16 protein-coding genes, 1 other RNA gene and 1 other annotated feature are annotated in these 18,681 nt (G+C 38.5%); of the genes, 1 reads left to right on the forward strand and 16 read right to left on the reverse strand.

Features of this window, described 5'->3' with window-relative positions; genetic code table 11:
- Positions 1-61: 61 nt before the first annotated feature.
- The 12 genes from MKZ14_RS15130 to hisS form a co-directional block, all read right to left on the reverse strand.
- Positions 62-823, reverse strand: coding sequence for a tRNA threonylcarbamoyladenosine dehydratase (locus tag MKZ14_RS15130; protein ID WP_339280190.1), 762 nt, complete (start codon positions 821-823; stop codon positions 62-64).
- A gap of 194 nt (positions 824-1,017) precedes the next feature.
- On the reverse strand, positions 1,018-2,100 hold the full coding sequence (locus MKZ14_RS15135; RefSeq protein WP_339280191.1) for a MupG family TIM beta-alpha barrel fold protein: 1,083 nt from the start codon (positions 2,098-2,100) through the stop codon (positions 1,018-1,020).
- Between the two features lie 25 nt (positions 2,101-2,125).
- Complete coding sequence (locus MKZ14_RS15140) at positions 2,126-3,451, reverse strand: PTS sugar transporter subunit IIC (RefSeq protein ID WP_016991622.1); 1,326 nt, start codon at positions 3,449-3,451, stop codon at positions 2,126-2,128.
- 47 nt (positions 3,452-3,498) lie between these two features.
- Complete coding sequence (locus MKZ14_RS15145) at positions 3,499-3,819, reverse strand: PTS lactose/cellobiose transporter subunit IIA (RefSeq protein ID WP_016991623.1); 321 nt, start codon at positions 3,817-3,819, stop codon at positions 3,499-3,501.
- 17 nt (positions 3,820-3,836) lie between these two features.
- Positions 3,837-4,148: a PTS sugar transporter subunit IIB gene (locus MKZ14_RS15150; protein WP_016991624.1), complete on the reverse strand. Its 312-nt coding sequence runs from the start codon at positions 4,146-4,148 to the stop codon at positions 3,837-3,839.
- Positions 4,149-4,374: 226 nt separating this feature from the next.
- Positions 4,375-5,550, reverse strand: coding sequence for a GNAT family N-acetyltransferase (locus tag MKZ14_RS15155; RefSeq protein ID WP_339280192.1), 1,176 nt, complete (start codon positions 5,548-5,550; stop codon positions 4,375-4,377).
- Positions 5,551-5,636: 86 nt separating this feature from the next.
- Positions 5,637-5,915 (reverse strand): HPr family phosphocarrier protein, encoded by a 279-nt coding sequence (locus tag MKZ14_RS15160; RefSeq protein WP_339280193.1) that lies wholly within the window; start codon positions 5,913-5,915, stop codon positions 5,637-5,639.
- A gap of 19 nt (positions 5,916-5,934) precedes the next feature.
- A complete protein-coding gene (locus tag MKZ14_RS15165; protein WP_339280194.1) occupies positions 5,935-6,654 on the reverse strand; it encodes an SIS domain-containing protein in 720 nt (239 codons plus the stop codon).
- Between the two features lie 4 nt (positions 6,655-6,658).
- Positions 6,659-7,381, reverse strand: a complete 723-nt coding sequence (locus MKZ14_RS15170) for a GntR family transcriptional regulator (protein ID WP_016991628.1) — start codon at positions 7,379-7,381, stop codon at positions 6,659-6,661.
- 584 nt (positions 7,382-7,965) lie between these two features.
- Positions 7,966-8,165, reverse strand: a non-coding RNA gene (gene ssrS / locus MKZ14_RS15175) — 6S RNA.
- Between the two features lie 139 nt (positions 8,166-8,304).
- Entirely contained in the window at positions 8,305-10,074 is a 1,770-nt protein-coding gene (gene aspS, locus MKZ14_RS15180) for an aspartate--tRNA ligase (RefSeq protein ID WP_205444597.1), read from the reverse strand.
- A 66-nt stretch (positions 10,075-10,140) separates the two neighbouring features.
- Complete coding sequence (gene hisS / locus MKZ14_RS15185; RefSeq protein ID WP_339280195.1) at positions 10,141-11,409, reverse strand: histidine--tRNA ligase; 1,269 nt, start codon at positions 11,407-11,409, stop codon at positions 10,141-10,143.
- A gap of 233 nt (positions 11,410-11,642) precedes the next feature.
- Positions 11,643-11,886, reverse strand: a binding site (T-box leader).
- Positions 11,887-12,050: 164 nt separating this feature from the next.
- Here hisS and MKZ14_RS15190 point away from each other — a divergent pair.
- Positions 12,051-13,637: an SH3 domain-containing protein gene (locus MKZ14_RS15190; protein WP_036076239.1), complete on the forward strand. Its 1,587-nt coding sequence runs from the start codon at positions 12,051-12,053 to the stop codon at positions 13,635-13,637.
- Positions 13,638-13,680: 43 nt separating this feature from the next.
- On the opposite strand, the gene MKZ14_RS15195 is transcribed toward MKZ14_RS15190, so the two are convergent.
- The 4 genes from MKZ14_RS15195 to MKZ14_RS15210 all read right to left on the reverse strand — a co-directional run bounded on the left by MKZ14_RS15195 (position 13,681) and on the right by MKZ14_RS15210 (position 18,639).
- Complete coding sequence (locus MKZ14_RS15195; RefSeq protein WP_036075835.1) at positions 13,681-15,087, reverse strand: AbgT family transporter; 1,407 nt, start codon at positions 15,085-15,087, stop codon at positions 13,681-13,683.
- 596 nt (positions 15,088-15,683) lie between these two features.
- Positions 15,684-15,899, reverse strand: coding sequence for a DUF2642 domain-containing protein (locus MKZ14_RS15200; RefSeq protein ID WP_016991632.1), 216 nt, complete (start codon positions 15,897-15,899; stop codon positions 15,684-15,686).
- A gap of 71 nt (positions 15,900-15,970) precedes the next feature.
- A complete protein-coding gene (gene dtd, locus MKZ14_RS15205; RefSeq protein WP_333004809.1) occupies positions 15,971-16,411 on the reverse strand; it encodes a D-aminoacyl-tRNA deacylase in 441 nt (146 codons plus the stop codon).
- Between the two features lie 32 nt (positions 16,412-16,443).
- Positions 16,444-18,639, reverse strand: a complete 2,196-nt coding sequence (locus tag MKZ14_RS15210; RefSeq protein WP_016991633.1) for a bifunctional (p)ppGpp synthetase/guanosine-3',5'-bis(diphosphate) 3'-pyrophosphohydrolase — start codon at positions 18,637-18,639, stop codon at positions 16,444-16,446.
- Between the last annotated feature and the right edge of the window lie 42 nt (positions 18,640-18,681).

The following is an 18,681-nucleotide window of genomic DNA, read 5'->3' on the forward strand; positions in this document are numbered from 1 at the left end:
ACTTCTACGAATATGAACATTTATGCTGTTTTTTGACTATTACCAAAGCACGTAAATGGTATTAACCTTGTACGCGCGTAATTTTTACATCTTTTAGGATGGTATTGATTACCCAGCTTGCTGCAATTAAACCCGCTACGGACGGTACAAAGGCGTTAGATGAAGGCGGCATCTTTGCTTTGCGAATTGCTGCATCAGGCTTACCTACATGTTCGACAACATCTGGACGTACGACAATTGGACTTTCATCTGAAAATACAACCGTAACACCCTTATGAATACCTTCTTTACGTAGCTTAGTACGAATGATTTTAGCCAATGGGTCTGTATGTGTTTTTGAAATATCTGCAATTTGGAAGCGAGTAGGGTCCATCTTATTTGCTGCACCCATGCTTGAAATAATAGGAATATTACGCTTTAAGCATTCCTTCATTATATGAATTTTATACATCACTGTATCACTTGCATCAATTACATAATCAATGCCTTGTGCAAAAAATTCTTCATAGGTTTCTTCCGTATAAAACATGTGCATGTCAATCACTTCACATGCTGGGTTAATATCTGCAATACGCTCTTTCATGACAGCTGATTTTGATTGACCAACTGTTGATAGGTATGCGACAAGTTGTCTGTTGACATTTGTGATATCTACATTGTCCTTATCGACTAGAATAATACGGCCGATTCCGCTTCGTGCACATGCCTCAGCCGCGAATGAACCGACACCACCCACACCAAGAATGGCAACCGTTGTATTTTTTAATTTCTCGAGACCCTCTGTTCCTATTGCGAGCTCGTTACGTGAAAATTGATGTAACATCCTGACACTCTCCATCTATGAAATTTTATTAGTAAACCTAGTTATATACTAAGATAAAATCAAAACCTATCTTACATTTTATCATGTTATTGTTCAAGAGAAAAATATAAAGAAAAAATCCAAATTGCCTACGGAATATGTAAGACCACCATAAAGAAAAGAGATTGATGACTCAATCTCTTTCTCACTCTTCTTTACTTTGTAAACCCAAATGTTGACCATGGTTGAATATGTGTCAATAAAAATTGTTCTTCCTCCACAATGCGAGCTACAACATTACTCGATCCTGTATTCGGAATGTCCTTTAGCACAATCTGTAGCTCTCCCTTATAACGAACATCTAAATTATTATCAATCGTGACATCTCCTGTTTTTAATGGCCGTATATCATGCACAGGAAAATCTCCATTTTTATATTTCACACGGGACTGGGTGCTCCGAATCACGTATTCAGACACATCACCTCGATTAAAATGAGGCTCTTTATAAAGAATCGTCTCCTCTAAAATGCTCGTGTCTTCAGACTGGACAACTCTTAACTCAAGCTTATTACGATTTAATTGTCCTAATGCACGTAGTTCTTCCTCAGAAGCAAACATATTGCCAATAATACAATCGTCAATTAACCCCGTATGCCATAAATCTTTCGCCTGTACAGTGATTGGGAGATGACGGTGTTCCTCTAATGTAGGTAACCCGTGCTCTGTTTGCTCCCAAGGTCCAAATTGACCATGTTGCGAGGAGATCATCGCTGCTGTCCTCACATTGTGTGCTTTAAAGTGTTGAGACGTTTGTAAAAAATGCTGACGAGATAGCCCAGTAAAGCGTCTTGGATAAAAATTATGACAGCCAATAATGTTCTCCTTATTGGGCTGATAAGAGAGAATATTATCTACATACTTCGTACCATTACTAATGTTTAATTCTATTTTTAGATTACTTGCATCAAGCGACATCAACGCTTCTTCCTGACCTGAAAACCCCATATCTAAACGTAAGGCTGCCAAATAATAATGTTCTTTTAAATAGCCAATATCCCTATAGGTTAACCCTAAATCTTCAAAAACACCTGGTGCAATATCAGCGGATATGCCAAAGCCGAGGCGTTGGGCAAATTCATTGATTTGCTGTAACTTTTGACGCTCCTCATCCTGTTTTAATGACATTAGGCATGTAAAAATACGATCAAAGCCATTGTCATGAGCCAGCTGAACATAGCGCTTCATTTCCTCAAACGTACTATGCTGCGGATATAGCGAGATTCCTAATCTTTTCACTTCAAACCCTCCGTTAATTTGACGCTTATACTTCTACTTTTTGTCCTCTGGATTCCACTACAGACTCCTCACTCTGTGCCTCTAAAGCAGCTTTTTGCTCATTCTGCCTTGCCATACGGTTTGCCATCGAGATAAATGGCAGATAAATACAAACAGCGATGACAATTAAGGCCATGCTCAAAACAGCACCACGCCAAGATTGAGTTGCTAAAAATCCATTAATAATCGGCGGTGTTGTCCATGGTGGTGAGACGGTAGCAGCTGGCACCCAGCCCCATTTCGTTGCAAAGAATGCGATGGTTACATTTATCATTGGTGTCAAAATGAACGGTACGAATAAAACCGGATTTAATACAATTGGTAACCCAAAAAGTAATGGCTCATTAATATTGAAAATCCCAGGTGCTGCAGATAATTTCCCAACTGTATTATATTGCTTATTCTTTCTAGCAAATATGAAAATCGCAATAATAAGTGCTATTGTCGTGCCAGAGCCTCCCATATTAATAAAAGCATCAAAGAATGGTTTATTGACAATGTAAGGCGCAACTTTACCAGCAGAGATAGCTGCAACGTTTTCGTTAATAGCGGGTAAATTAATCGTTTGCATAAATGGTTCGATGATATTTGCTCCATGTACGCCAAGTGTCCATAAAAATGTAGGTATAAATGCCAAAATTAAAGCGGCTAGCCATGTATTTGTTAGACCCATAAATGGCTCTTGAACCGCAGAGTAGAAGGATCCGACAATATCAGGTATATCAAAACCTGCTGAAATAATTGTACGTACTATAGCAAATATTCCAATCGTAATAATGGCAGGAAGTAACGCAGCAAATGATTTGGCAACAGCTGGTGGTACACCCGTAGGCATTTTAATTAGTAGCTTAGGATTGCCAGACAATCTACAAAACAATTCTGTAGAAAGTAGTGCAACAATCAGAGCAATAAATATTCCACCGGTACCTGTTGTTAAGCCGGTTAATCCGCCTTCCCCGAAAGTTCCAAATGTCATATAGCTTGATAGACTAATGACCCCAGCAGACAGCCCATCTTTTTGATAACTTTTTGCAAGATGATAAGCAACGGTAAAGGCAAGTAACAGTGAAATGATATTAAATGTAGCACTCCAAATATTACCGCCGAATTGAGTCCATGTCTCATGTTTCCAAATGGCATCGAGTGCATTTTGATAAAAATCGATAGGCAAATTGTTAATAAGTACAGCCAAAGATCCCACAATCGTTAAAGGCATAATCGTAATAAATCCGTCACGAATGGCAACTAAATGACGCTGATTCCCTACCCTAGCAGCAACCGGTACAAACTTTTCTTCTAAAAAACGGAACACTCACATACACTCCCTTTGCTTTTTATTTATAACATCAAAATTTGATGTTACTCCCCTTTGATTCGTTCATATAGCTCAATCATTTCCTGTGCTAAATCGCGAAAAGTAATGGCATTCATTAAATGATCTTGCGCATGAATTAATAACATCGAAACCTCTACTTTTTCTCCCCTTGCTTCTTGAGACAGTAAGCCCGTTTGAGAATGATGTGCATCAATTAATGACTCATTCGCTAGGTTAATTTTTTCTTTTGCTGCCTCAATGTGCCCCTTTTTTGCTAGTTGAATAGCTTCCATACACTCACTTTTCGTATTTCCACTATGCACAATCAGTCCCATAATGGACTCCATTAATGCTGTATCTTCCATTCCCCTTTGCCCTTCTTTCATCCAATTAGTTGTAGTGCCTGTTTCAGGACATTTTCACCGTTCATCATGCCATAATCCGCCATATTGATCACATCGATTGGAAAGCCCTTATCCTTATATTTTGTTTCAAATGAACCTTTCAAATAACGAACCTGTGGGCCTAATAAAAGAACATCAGCCTTCTTTGTCGCTAGGATCTTTTCAACCTCTCCCTCAGCAATGGCGAAAATATCGGCTTCAATATTTTGCTCTTGAGCTGCTTTTTGCATCTTTGACACTAATAAACTAGTACTCATACCCGCTACACACACTAACATGATGTTTTTCATTCGATACACTCCTTTTATTTTCTTCGATTGTGTAATCGCTTACTTATTTTGAGAATAGCACCTATTGGTATATACCACAATATAAATTTTACATTAAATTTATATTAATCAAGTTATTTACAAAATTGGGCTATGTTACTTTTATCGTAAAATTAATGGTTATACTCAACTGGTATAGTCCAGAAAAAAAGCCAAAAAAATTTCAAATTTTCTTATTATTCACTACCTAAAAATACTCATAAAATGCTGGCTTTTCAGTAGGGAGTGCCCGTTGCCACTGTTCGATAATTTTTTCTGCCGTAGGTTGATTAGCATAGACAACCGCTTCTTTGACAGAAAGATATCCTACCATCATCGCAGAAAAAAGATTAATTGGTAGTGTTAGCATATGCTTGTCAGAGACTGAATTTGTCTCAATTATTGAGACCTGACCATTTTTATTTATTTGATAAACATGCTCATTCCAGAGACAAAATGGATCTTCAATACGAATGGTTAATGTTTCTTGAATATCCTTCCACGGATACTGCTGCATAAATGCGAAAACGTCTACTACTCTAATCATCACATCCTGTTTGACTTCTCTTTTGAATTGTGGCTCCTTGAAATAAAAGCCAAAAGGATAATGATTACTAGTAACCCCAGTTATGCTACTGACACTCGCTGCATGAGATGTCATATAACGCCACATAGCTTGTTCGGCTAAGTGATTTGCTACAACAAAATCTTGGATAGTAAATATCCCATCTTGAATCGTATAACGAATATAGCCCTCTATATTATTGTCTTGAAAATAGACTGCAAAGTGACTATCTGGACTCCTTCTTTCAAGTCTTTTCCACCATCCTTCATCCCTTACCATGCCACCATTTCGAATGATTGCCTGTGCATTATGAAAATCCTTAATCATCTGAAAGAGCGCAGGATCTAACCACTCAAAGCTCATCCTTTTCATGACGTCTACTTGTTTCCCTAAAGAGGGAAAAAGCGTCTGAGGAATTGTATAATGGAGCTTCTCAAAAAATAATTCCCAACCAAAATAACGATAGAAGGACACAGAAAATGGTGCTAATACTGAAATCGTTTGTCCATTGTCTCGCATTTTTTGTAGCGCTTCTGTCATAAGCCTTTTGATAATACCCTGCTGTCGATACTCAGGATACGTTGCAACAAAGCCGATGCCTCCCATTTTATAAGAAACCCCATGAACCGTTATATTTAACGGCAATATTAAAAGCTGACCAACAACTTTATTATGATCATAAGCACCTAATGTCGTGCTTTGCTCAATCCAATAATGAAAATCTTCTCGACGAGCCCCTGTATACTTATTTGGAAAGCAATAGTCTCTCAGTCGATGAATCTGCCCATAATCATTAGGCGAGACGATGTGAATGTCCATTTAACCACCTCTTAATTTCCAATATTCAGACAATTAGTTATAAGATTCTGTTGCAGTGGCATGATCGTAACCACTGCAAGAATCTTTTATTCCTCTTGCCATTCTTCTCCTATTGCGTTAGACAACATGACTTCGGTAACAGTTTGAAATAATGTTGCCACATCTGGCCCCTCTGCTGAAATTTCCACTACACTTTCTGGTTTAACACCTAATGACATCACGCCCATAATAGACTTTAAATTAACGGATTTTTCTTTGTATGTTAATTTAATATCATTTTGGAATGGTGTCACTGCAGTAACAAGTAATGCAGCAGGTCTGGCATGAATACCTTCAAGAGATGTAATCTTATACATTTTCTTCATTTACCATACCTCCTTTCTTTCACGTAAAGTTAATCCGATGTTGATATTTGGCAATCATTTTCTCATTATGCGTCCAATCGGAATCAACATTATTGCTGACAAATATCGGTAACTCTATGGAGGACTTTGCTAACGTTTCTATGATTTCACTGAATAAAGCATTTAATAGTAATGAGCCAATAACAGTGGATGCTGGCGCATACTGCATCTCATGTATATTTAGTACACCATCGCCAATCGGTATATGGGTATTGATGACGAAATCTACCACATCTTCTAGCCGTAGCCCACTGTGATGCCGTGTAGACTGTTCCTTATAGAGGAGTGACTGGAGGGATAGCACAAATATCCCTGAGTCCTTTGCTAATAAAGCGACGTCAATAGGTGCTGCATTTCTCCCTGAGGTTGAAATGACGATGCAAACATCATTTTCACGAAAGTCAAACTGTTCCTTATGCTGTTCAATAATAGTTGGATCTTTTTCATTGATTGAAGAAGCTAATGCTCCAGCATGTAAAGCTAAAGGTTCAATAAATATAGGACGTACGGGTACTAAACCACCTGCTCGATAAAATGCCTCCTGTGCCAATAGCTGTGAATGACCACAACCAAATAATTGAATTATCCCACCTTTTTGGAGACGTTGGACAATGAGTTGTGCCGCCTCACCTATATTGGATGCCTCCTGCTCCTTCACAATCTGGATAAGCTTTTCGATTTCAGAAAAATATGCATGCATAAAATCACCTTTTAATTTCACTTATGAATTTATAACGATCAGCTCGATACGTACTGCGTACAAGCTCAAAGGGCTTACCATCTGATAAATAACTTGTACGTTTGATAATTAAAACTGGTGCTGTTTGATTAATTTGTAGAAACTTACTATCCTCTTTCGATACGATGGCTGCCTCCATCTGTTGTACCGCATTTCCAATTTTTTGATGGAACTTTGCTTCGATTAAGGCATAAAGCGAGCCCATTATTTGCTTCTCATCCAACTCTGGATAAATTTTAACTGGGATATATGTTCTTTCGATTGCCATTGGTTGCGCATCTGCATTTCTTATGCGCACTACAAAAAATACTTCTTCACCAGGCTCTATCATTAAATCTCTTGCAATATCCACTGGTGGTATGATTTTCTCAAATCGTAATACCTTACTGCTTGGTTCCATTCCTCTTGCTCGCATATCTTCCGTGAAACTCGTTAAGCCTTTTAAAGGTTGCTCTAATTTTGGATTTGCAACATATGTGCCTCTCCCTTTTTCTCGATATAATAGACCACTATTTACTAGATTGGTAATGGATTGACGAACAGTCATTCTACTTACATCAAATTGTGCAGAAAGTTCTCGCTCTGATGGGATGGTCTCACCAATTCTGTATTCTTCTAAATAAATTCGTTGTTTAATAATCTCTTCTATTTGTATATAAATAGGTATATGAGAATTTTTCTCTAACAATTCTTGCACCTTCCTTATCGCCTTTATGATTTCTCAATACAACTTTACCTCTTCAGATCGCATTTTGTATATCGCATTGTTGATTAAGTAAAGCTCAATTATGTCCACTAACAACATCTGCATGACAGTGTGAAAAGGACATATTTACATCGTCGCTTGTTATATGCTAATGATGGCATACTGAGCGCCCCTCTATCATTGTAGCATCTGCGTTCAATCGTTGTACCCATTATGTTCTCTACTGACAAATCATCGACTCGTAATATTGATACAATTTACTTTCTCTTAAACAGTTACTTCCATCATCCATAATTAAAACGCTTTCAAAAAAGTTCATCCAAGTATTATCCACCTATAGGATAACCATAACTTAGAAGATTATTAATCTTTAGAACAGATAGCCTCTTCATAAAGGTATAGTTGTCTATACCAATTATATGATGCTTCATCAGAAATAAAAAGTAATCTTTTGTATTTTCTAAATATTTATTTAAAATTCTATACTCGTTCTTAGCAACCTTGATCCTGTTTAATTTGATATAAAAAAGGAGCTATGATAAGCTCCTTTCAATCCTATGTATAGGACGAATCCCAATTGTGCCGTAATGCCAAGAAACATTCGTTTTGAACCCGCAATTCGCAGGTGGGTGCCCGCTTTGCAACTTTAAACGTCCCGCTCCGTTAGGGGCATGTTTGCGACTACAAAATGAAGGCTCCCGATTCTATAATGTTCGGTCAAAACTGTGAAGTAGAGTTAGCAGTTAGACAAACACATCAGGATTCGTATTACAGTTATCATACCACCACTTTTCTGATAATTCAAACGATTTTCTCTAATAATCTATAATTTCTTAAGAAAACGCAAAAAATACCTAGATTCCCAACAGTATTTGCTAGGAAGTCCAGGTATTTTGTATTACACATTATTTTCTAAATGGTTTGATGGCCAGGCTTAATTCACTTAGTTGCTCAGGAGATACTTCACTTGGTGCTTCTGTCATCAAGCAGCTTGCACTAGCTGTTTTCGGGAATGCAATTGTATCACGTAAATTAGTACGACCTGCTAATAGCATGACGAAGCGATCAAGACCAAATGCAAGACCTGCATGTGGTGGTACGCCGTATTCAAACGCTTCTAATAGGAAGCCGAATTGTGCTTGTGCTTCTTCTTCTGAGAAGCCAAGTAATTCAAACATTTTTTCTTGTAGCTCACGTTCATAAATACGTAATGAACCACCACCAAGTTCGTAGCCGTTTAAAACGATATCATATGCTTGTGCCCGTACTGCTGCAGGGTCTGTGTCCATTAACGCTATATCTTCATCAAACGGACGTGTGAATGGATGGTGTGCAGCATAGTAACGTCCATCTTCCTCAGAGTATTCGAATAATGGCCAGTCAGTAATCCAAAGGAAAGCAAATTGTGATTCATCGATTAGGTTTAAATCTTGTCCTAATTTCGTACGTAGAGCACCTAAAGAAGCTGCTACAATAGCTGCTTTATCAGCGACAAATACTAGAATATCGCCAACTTCTGCCCCCATACGCTCGATTAATGCTGCTGCTAACGCTTCGTCAAAGAATTTCGCGATTGGACCGTTCAGGCCTTCTTCTGTAACCTTTAACCAAGCAAGACCTTTTGCTCCGTAAATACCAACGAATTTCGTTAACTCGTCCATGTCTTTACGAGAATAGTTGTCAGCTGCACCTTTAATATTGATACTTTTTACTTGTTTACCTTGTGCAACCGTATCGGCAAACACTTTGAAATTACAGCCTTCAAAAATATCATTTAACGCTACTAGCTCTAATCCAAAACGTACATCTGGCTTATCTGAACCATAGCGATCCATTGCTTCTTGGTATTTCATGCGTTGGAATGGTGCAGGAATGTCGATTCCTTTTACTTCTTTCATTACCGCTTGGATTAAGCGTTCATTCATTTCTAATACTTCTTCTTGTGTTAAGAAGCTCGTTTCAATGTCCACCTGTGTAAACTCTGGTTGACGGTCAGCACGTAAGTCTTCATCGCGGAAGCAACGCGCAATTTGGAAATACTTTTCAAAGCCAGCAACCATTAATAATTGTTTAAATAATTGAGGTGATTGTGGTAATGCGTAAAATTCACCTTCATGAACACGTGAAGGTACTAAATAGTCACGAGCACCCTCTGGCGTTGATTTTGTTAAAATTGGTGTTTCTACTTCTAAGAAACCTTCGTTTTGTAGGAAGTTACGAATTGTACGTGTCACATCAGAACGCATTTTGAATGTATCGAACATTACGGGACGACGTAAGTCAAGATAGCGATATTTCAAACGTAAATCTTCTGATACGTCTGTGCGATCTTCAATCTGGAATGGCGTAGTTTTTGCCGTATTAATGACGACTAATTTTGTTGCTTCCACTTCGATTTTACCGTTTGGCACATTTGGATTGATTTGATCCTCTGTACGAAGAATGACTGTACCTTCCACCTCGATCACATATTCACTACGCACTTTATCTGCTAATGCATGTGCTTCTGCCACATCTGGACTAAAAACGACTTGCGTAATACCAGTACGATCACGTAAATCAATGAAAATTAAACCACCAAGGTCACGACGGCGCTGTACCCAACCTTTTAATACGACTTTTTCGCCTTGTAACACTTCTGAAAGCTCGTTACTAGCATGTGTTCTTGTAGCCATTGTTAAATTCCTCCAAAATATCTTCAATTTATGTAGCATTTCACTACAAATGCCCTCTGTCTGTTTTTATGCTTGTTGTGTTAAATAGTTCACTAGCTCTGAGAATGTCACTTTGTGCTGTTCACCAGATTCCATATGTTTCACAGCAGCTGCCTGCTCTTCAAGTTCTGTTTCACCTAGAACAAGGGTATATTTTGCACCTAGACGATCCGCTGATTTCATTTGAGCCTTCATTTTACGGTCTAAATAATCCATCTCTGTCGCAAGTCCCTTCGCTCGGAAAGTGCTTGTCAGCTCAACAGCCTTTTGCTTCGCCTCATCGCCCATTGCAATAATGTAAACATCTAGCCCTGAAGCTGTGTCTAATTCAACACCCTCTGCTTCAAGTGCCAGCAACAATCGCTCAATACTTAATGCAAAACCTATACCTGGTACATCAGGACCGCCAATTTCTTGCACTAATCCATTGTAGCGTCCACCACCACATAGTGTTGTAATCGCTCCAAAGCCTGATGCTGTGGACATAATTTCAAATGTTGTGTGATTATAATAATCAAGTCCTCGCACGAGATTTGGATCAACCTCGTATGAAATACCCAATGTATCTAAGTACGATTTCACTTGAGCAAAATAAGCAGCTGATTCTTCTGTTAAGAAATCAGTTAACGCTGGAGCCGTTTGCATTAACGGATGCTCACGATCTACCTTACAATCTAAAATGCGCAATGGATTTTTTTGCAAACGATTTTGACAGTCTGAGCAAAACTCATGAATATGTGGCTCAAAATGCTGTAATAAAGCAGTACGATGTGTATCACGTGTTTCTTTGTCGCCAAGTGAATTAATCACTAATTTTAAATCCTTTAAACCAGCTGATTCATAGACGTCCATAGCAAGAGCAATGACTTCTGCATCAATCGCAGGATCTGCTGAACCAATTGCTTCTACTCCAAACTGTACAAATTGACGATAACGACCCGCTTGTTGACGCTCATAGCGGAACATTGGTCCTAAGTAAGAAAGCTTAACTGGCTGATCTGGAGCACCAAACATTTTATGCTCCACATAGGCACGTACGACACCAGCCGTATTTTCTGGACGTAGTGTTAATGAACGCCCTCCACGATCTTCAAATGTATACATTTCCTTTTGTACAACATCAGTTGTTTCCCCAACCCCACGTGCAAATAGATCCGTTTGCTCGAAAATTGGTGTGCGAATTTCGTTATAGCGATAAACACGACAAATATCACGAATAATCGCTTCAACCTTTTGCCATTTTTCAGATTGACCTGGCAAAATATCTTGTGTCCCTCGTGGCACTTTAAAACTCATGTAATTCCCTCCTATATTGATTGCTTATGATAGAGCAGCTGTTGTACCACTTTGAGCGAATGCATGCTTTGATTGAGCGGATTTCTGTCCGTTCTGAGCGGGTTACAACCTCTGATGAGCGCTTTTCACACTAGTTGGAGCGCCTTCCCCTCTTCTCTTAGCAAAAACAGCAATCCCTCGAAAAAACTCATTACTTTTTGGGCAACAAAAAAAGCCCTCGTCACCTTGCTAATGCAAGGGACGAGAGCTGTATAAGCTTCCGCGGTTCCACCCTAGTTGACACAAAATAATTACATGTGTCCTCCTCTTAATCGGATAACGGCCGATTCCGTTTTTTCCTACTAGGCACTGCTTTTCAGAAAAAAGCCTCTCAAGTGTTATTCACGTGATACATTTTTGTAGGAAAGATTGCAGCCTAAGTCTTTCCCTCTCTTTTCCAATAGTGGTATACGCTACTTGCTTGGTCATAAGCGATTAATCATTTTTCGATTACCCTTTATGTTAGTCACTAGCCAAAGCAATGTCAACTATTTTTGTATTTTTCACCCGTCTATCTTGAAAATAACTAATTCTGTTACCATTTTACCACGAATTTTATGATAAAAGCATGGTAAAATAGCACAAGGAATAGGAGGAATCTGATGAGGACAAAAATTTTACATAGTATAATCATCTTCGTACTAATGGTAACGATGGCGATTCCAAATAAGAACTTTGTTCAAAGAGCTTCCGCTGACACCAGTGATCTAAAAGTCGCTGGAACGATTCTTCATTTGCGTGAGGGTCCTGGATTGTCTTATCCCATTATTACGACTTTAGAAGAAGGTGACCCTTTAACCTCAATCGGTCGAGAAGGTGATTGGTACCAAGTCAAAGCAGGTAATTACGAAGGATGGGTTGCCTCTTGGCTGACAGCACCTACTAATGCTAAACAAGTGATCGACAAAACCGTCATTTCACAAGTTGACCGTTTAAATATTCGAACAGAACCAGATATCTCTTCAGCTGTTCTTGGTCAACTTTCTACAGGTAACCAAGCAAACCTCGTTGAAGAAAATGGAGAATGGGCAAAAATCGATTGGAATGGACTAACAGGATGGGTGTCGAAGGATTATGTCACGATCAACGATAACCCTAAAAAAGAAACGGAACCCAAGGAAGATGCTGTAGAAGTAACTACTACAACCACGGCATCCGCTAATAAAGATGCAACCTTCACCATTTTAGTGGACACCCTTAATGTTCGTAAGAAGCCAGATTTGAACGCTAAAAAAATCGGCACCGCAACAAAAGGACAAGCCTTTAAAGTACTCGCACATGAGCATAATTGGGTACAAATTCAGTACAATGATAAAAAAGTTGGTTGGGTCTATAGTTTTTATGGTACATTCTCCAATAAAGTAAAAAGTACCTCAAAAACATCATCTTCCAAAGAGTTAGAGTCTGTTACGATTATCTATAATGGGACAAACCTACGAACGGATGCCTCAACAGCAGCAGAGGTGGTTGAACGTGTAGATGCTGGTGGGAATTACCCGATAGTAGGCGTTAAAAATGATTTTTATGAAATACAAATAGACGACGAAAAAACAGCCTTTGTCGCGAACTGGGTGGTCACAACAAGTTCCAATAAAGCGACAAATCCACAGAAAGAAATAGAAGAACCCCGTAAAAAAGGTACTTTAAGTGGATTAACGATCGTTGTTGATGCTGGTCATGGTGGAAATGACCATGGTACAACTGGTCAACGTGGTACTGAGGAAAAGGGCATTACTTTAAAAACGGCCACTTTGCTAGCTTCCAAGCTAAGTGCTGCTGGCGCAAACGTTGTCATGACAAGAGAATCGGATGAATATGTGGCATTGCGTAAGCGTGTATCGATTGCCCATCAATATGAGGCAGATGCCTTTATTAGCCTTCATTACGATGCAACAGATGATAGCTCCATTAACGGCTTCACGTCCTATTATATGAATAGCAATCAAAAAGGGCTTGCTGAAGCAATTCATGACGGCCTTTCCAGTAAACTAGATTTAAGAGACCGTGGTACACAACAAGGGAATTATTTAGTATTACGAGAAAATCGTCAAAAGGCCGTCCTTATTGAGTTAGGCTTTTTAAGTAATTCAAGTGAGGAGCGCGTTATTACAACAGCTAAATTCCGTGAACAAGCGACTCTTGGTATTTATCAGGGAATTCTCAACTACTTTAATGAACAAGATGAATAAGCAAAAAAAGCTGTGGATGATAACATCCACAGCTTTTTCATATTTAAGATATTCCTAATGCTACCGCAGCAATTAGCGCCAGACAGGCAATCACTGCCCACCCAAGAATCATCTTCCAGATAAACTTAATCCACTTTTCATAAGGGATACCTGCAACAGCTAAATACGCCATTAATGCAGACGAGGTAGGAATAATAGAGTTCGTTAAGGAATCTCCATATTGGAAGGCTAAAACAGCCACTTGTCGCTCTAATCCTAATAAATCAGTGATTGGAATCATAATTGGCATTGTTGCTGCTGCCTGTCCACTACCAGATGAAATAAATAAATTTAAAAGAGCTTGGATAAATAACATACCGATTGCACTAATAGCATGTGGCAAATGTCCAATTGTTTCTGAGGCTGCATAAACGATTGTATCAATAATTTTCCCCTGCTCTAAAACAACCGTAATAGCACGGGCAAAACCTACAATTAAAGCACCAAATGTTACAGCCTTGGCTCCCTCAATAAAGGAATCAAAGATAGTAGCAGGTTTTAAACCACCAATTAATCCTGCAACTAATCCCATAATTAAAAAGGATGCCGTTAGCTGTGTTAAGAACCAGCCCCAATTAAAGACACCATAAATATTAAAGCCAATTCCACAAGCCATAACAATAAATACAAATTTATGCTTTCCAGTTAATGTAGGAATGTCAATCGCAGAAACATTGGATTTAGCTTTTTGCTCAATATCATAAATGACACTTGCCTGTGGGTTCTTTTTCACCTTAAAAGCATAGCGAGATACATAGAAAATAGCAAAACCCAACACAAAAACATAGACAACAGCACGGAAGCCAATCCCTGAGAATAATGGTACATCAGCTAATGATTGTGCAACACCTACCGTAAAGGGATTAAGCATTCCTCCGAAAAATCCACTGGCGGCACCAAGTGTAATCATAGCTGTTCCTGTTACAGCATCAAAGCCCATCGCACGTGCAATGGCCACACCAATCGGTACGAAAATAATTGTTTCTTCCGCCATCCCCATTGTAAAACCACCAACAGAGAATAAAATCATCGATAAAGGAATCAGTAATTTCTCTCTGCCCTCTAAAGCTTTTACTCCTTTATAGACACCTGCCTCAATAGCACCTGTAGAACGAATAATACCAAAAACACCACTGACTAAAAAAATGTAGAAAATAATTTGAGCCCCTTTTTCGAGACCCATTGGAATCGCTGTAAACATTTCAAAAAAGGAAACTGGTTCACTCTCAATATGATGATAGCTTCCATCTACAACGAGCATTCGCCCTTCTTCATCCTCTACACGTTCAAACTCACCCGCTGGTATGATATAGCTTGCAATACCTGCTAAAAAAATAATAGCAAAAATAATCGTATATGTATGAGGTACTTTCAACCAGCTTTTCTTCTTTACCCCCTGCTCATTTTCCATTAAATCACGCTCCTTTTTCTGATTTAGACATTAGCAGTATATTGTCGCTATTTGTCGCTAATTGAAAATAAATATACATGAGTTTAAATTTATTGTAAAGTATTAATTTTCTATTATTTCAGAAAGCACACGCTGCCGTTCCTTATTAAACCTCTTATTCCTCTCCTACAAACACAGAAAGTTATATACACATAATCGAATACTAATGTGCATTTCCATCGTCATATTTTGTTTTCTAAAATAATAATTATATCTCGATGACACAAATTGTTTCTTATTAAGACAGAAGCAATGTGCAGTGGTGTTGGAGAAGATAGAGTTGATATGATTGTCCTTCGATTTTTCAACCATGAACTTCATGAGAAAAATCAATCATGAAAGGCATCAAAGGTTGTATGTAGGATGAAAAAATTGGAGGTTAGCTATCCATGAGGAATCAAATGATTTATTATTTTTAGAAAATAATATTCAACTGTTTGATAATTTTTAGTTTCTGGAACTACATTTACTATTATGAGATTACTATTTGCAATAAACAGATAAAAAAAGAAAAAGAACCTTCTATCATTTATTATGATTTGAAGGCTCATATTTTTTCATTTTTTTGTAGTTTCCAATGTAACCCATACAATTTCCTCCATTCGAATGAAGAAAGGCGTACGATTCATCTCAAGAACCATATGGTCAGGTAGTATGGATAATAAAATACCTTGTTGAATATTTTTTGCTGTTTGCACCACTACTGCCTGACCAATCATCATGCTAAGAGTTTCGTATAAATATGGATTGGTTATACTTCTCGTCTGCGTCATGTTTAAGACACTCCTTCCTATAAAACTAACCATACTCTTTAGTATATGAAGGAATTATAGGAAATGTTCCATTATTTTGACTCTAGAAGAATTGTGACTGGACCATCATTAATTAGTGCTACATCCATCATTGCACCAAAAATACCTGTTTCCACATGTAAGCCATGCTCGCGTAATGCCTGATTAAAAGCCTCCCACAGTGGCTCAGCTGCTTCTGGTCTAGCTGCGTTGATAAAACTTGGACGATTCCCTTTTTTTGCATCCCCATACAAAGTAAATTGTGAGACGGATAAAATAGCGCCCCCATGCTCTAAGATCGAATGATTCATTTTTCCATCTGCATCTTCCCAAAGACGTAAGTTAGCTACTTTTTTTGCTAAATAGGCAACATCCTCTTGTGTGTCTTCATGTGTGATTCCCACTAAAAGAACATAGCCATAATCAATTGCTCCTGTAACCGTTCCGTCCACTGTTACAGAGGCAGCTTTACTGCGCTGTAATACTACTTTCATGTACTAAACCCCAATTCTATATTGCCTATCAATTAGTTAATGACACGCTGTACCGAATAAATATCAGGTGTTTGTTTAATTCGCTCAACAACTTTATGCAAATGTGAAATATTTGAAATAGAAATTGTTAAATGAATTGTTGCCATTTTATCACGGTCAGCACGACCACTTACTGCTAAAATATTTGTTTTCGTTTCACTAACAATTTGCATGATTTCATTTAAAATGCCAGGTCTGTCAAAGGCTGAAACTTCAATATCAACAGGGTATTCCTTTTTCTCAGGAATGACACCATGCTCCCATTCCACTTCAATTAAGCGTTCCTGCTCATCCTCAATTTGAATATTTGGACAGTCCTCACGATGGACAGAAACACCTCTACCCTTCGTAATAAAGCCTACAATATCATCGCCAGGAACGGGCGTACAGCAGCGAGAAAGTCGAATGAGCATATTATCAATACCCTTTACAATAACGCCCGATTCCGTACGTTTTTGTGGAATTGGATTTTTCATTTTTTGTTCGATTTTTTCTAGTGCTTCTTCCTGCTCACGTTCTTTACGACGTTTTTCAGCTAAACGATTCACAACCTGCTGTGCAGTAATCCCATTCACACCAACTGCCGCATACAAATCTTCTTCATTCGTATAGTTAAATTTGTCGCATACCCGTTTTAGGTTTTCAGAGGACAGCGTTTCCTTTAAATCGAAATCCTGAGCACGGATTTCTTTTTCAATCATTTCTTTACCTTTGACAATATTTTCTTCACGCAGGTGTCGTTTAAAGAATTGCTTTATCTTATTCTTCGCCTGCGAGGATTGAGCTATTTTTAGCCAATCGCGACTCGGACCAAAGGATTGTTTCGAAGTTAAAATTTCAATGATATCACCCGTTTTTAATGGCGTATCAAGCGGTACCATCTTCCCATTAATTTTCGCTCCAATCGTACGATTTCCCACTTCGGAATGAACGCGATAGGCAAAATCAATAGGAACAGAACCTGCTGGCAGTTCAATGACATCGCCTTCAGGTGTAAAGACATAAACCATATCAGAGAATAAATCAAATTTTAAGGATTCCATAAATTCCTCTGCGTTGGAAGATTCATTTTGGAACTCTAAAATTTCACGGAACCACGTTAATTTTTGATCGACATTCTGCTTTTGATGATCGACGTTTTTGCCTTCTTTATACGCCCAGTGCGCCGCAATCCCGTACTCTGCAATTTTGTGCATTTCCTTTGTACGAATCTGTACCTCCAACGGGTCACCATAAGGCCCAATAACAGTCGTATGTAGAGACTGGTACAGGTTTTGTTTTGGCATAGCAATATAGTCTTTAAAGCGTCCTGGCATTGGTTTCCATAGTGTATGCACGATTCCTAATACGGCATAGCAATCTTTAATACTATCGACAAGAACACGAATGGCTAATAAATCATAAATTTCATTAAACTGTTTCTTTTGTAACACCATTTTTCGATAGATACTGTAAATATGCTTTGGTCGACCATAGACATCTGCGTCAATTTCAACCTCATTCAGTTGTGATTTCATCTCAGCCATCACATTTTCTAAATAAGCTTCACGTTCATCACGTTTTTTCTTCATCAGACTGACAATACGATAATATTGTTGTGGGTTTAAATAGCGCAGTGCTGTATCTTCAAGCTCCCATTTTACAGTCGAAATTCCAAGACGATGAGCAAGTGGTGCAAAAATCTCGAGCGTCTCTTTCGAAATGCGTCGTTGCTTCTCAGCAGGTAAATGCTTTAACGTACGCATATTATGAAGACGGTCTGCTAGCTTAATGAGAATAACACGGATATCTTGCGCCATAGCCACAAACATTTTTCGATGATTTTCTGCCTGCTGCGCCTCTTTTGATAAATATTTAATTTTCCCTAGTTTGGTAACACCATCAACAAGCACGGCTACCTCTTCGCCAAATTCACGTACCAAATCATCCCGCGTAAAATCCGTATCTTCGACAACATCATGTAAAAAACCTGCTGCTACAGTTTCCGGGTCCATTTGTAATTCAGCTAGAATACCTGCTACTTGTACTGGGTGAATAATATACGGTTCACCAGAGCTACGGAATTGCTCAATATGGGCATCCCTTGCTAATTCATATGCTTTTTTCACGAATGCGACATTTTCATCATTCATGTAGGATTTGACTAACTCAAAAACGTCCTCAGGAGTCAAAATTTGCTCTTTCGCCATAACATGTCCACCTTGCTCGTCAAATTTTTCAGATTAGATATA

Origin of the sequence: Lysinibacillus sp. FSL P2-0066, from assembly GCF_037969495.1 — a bacterium.
In the GTDB taxonomy this organism is placed as follows: domain Bacteria; phylum Bacillota; class Bacilli; order Bacillales_A; family Planococcaceae; genus Lysinibacillus; species Lysinibacillus boronitolerans.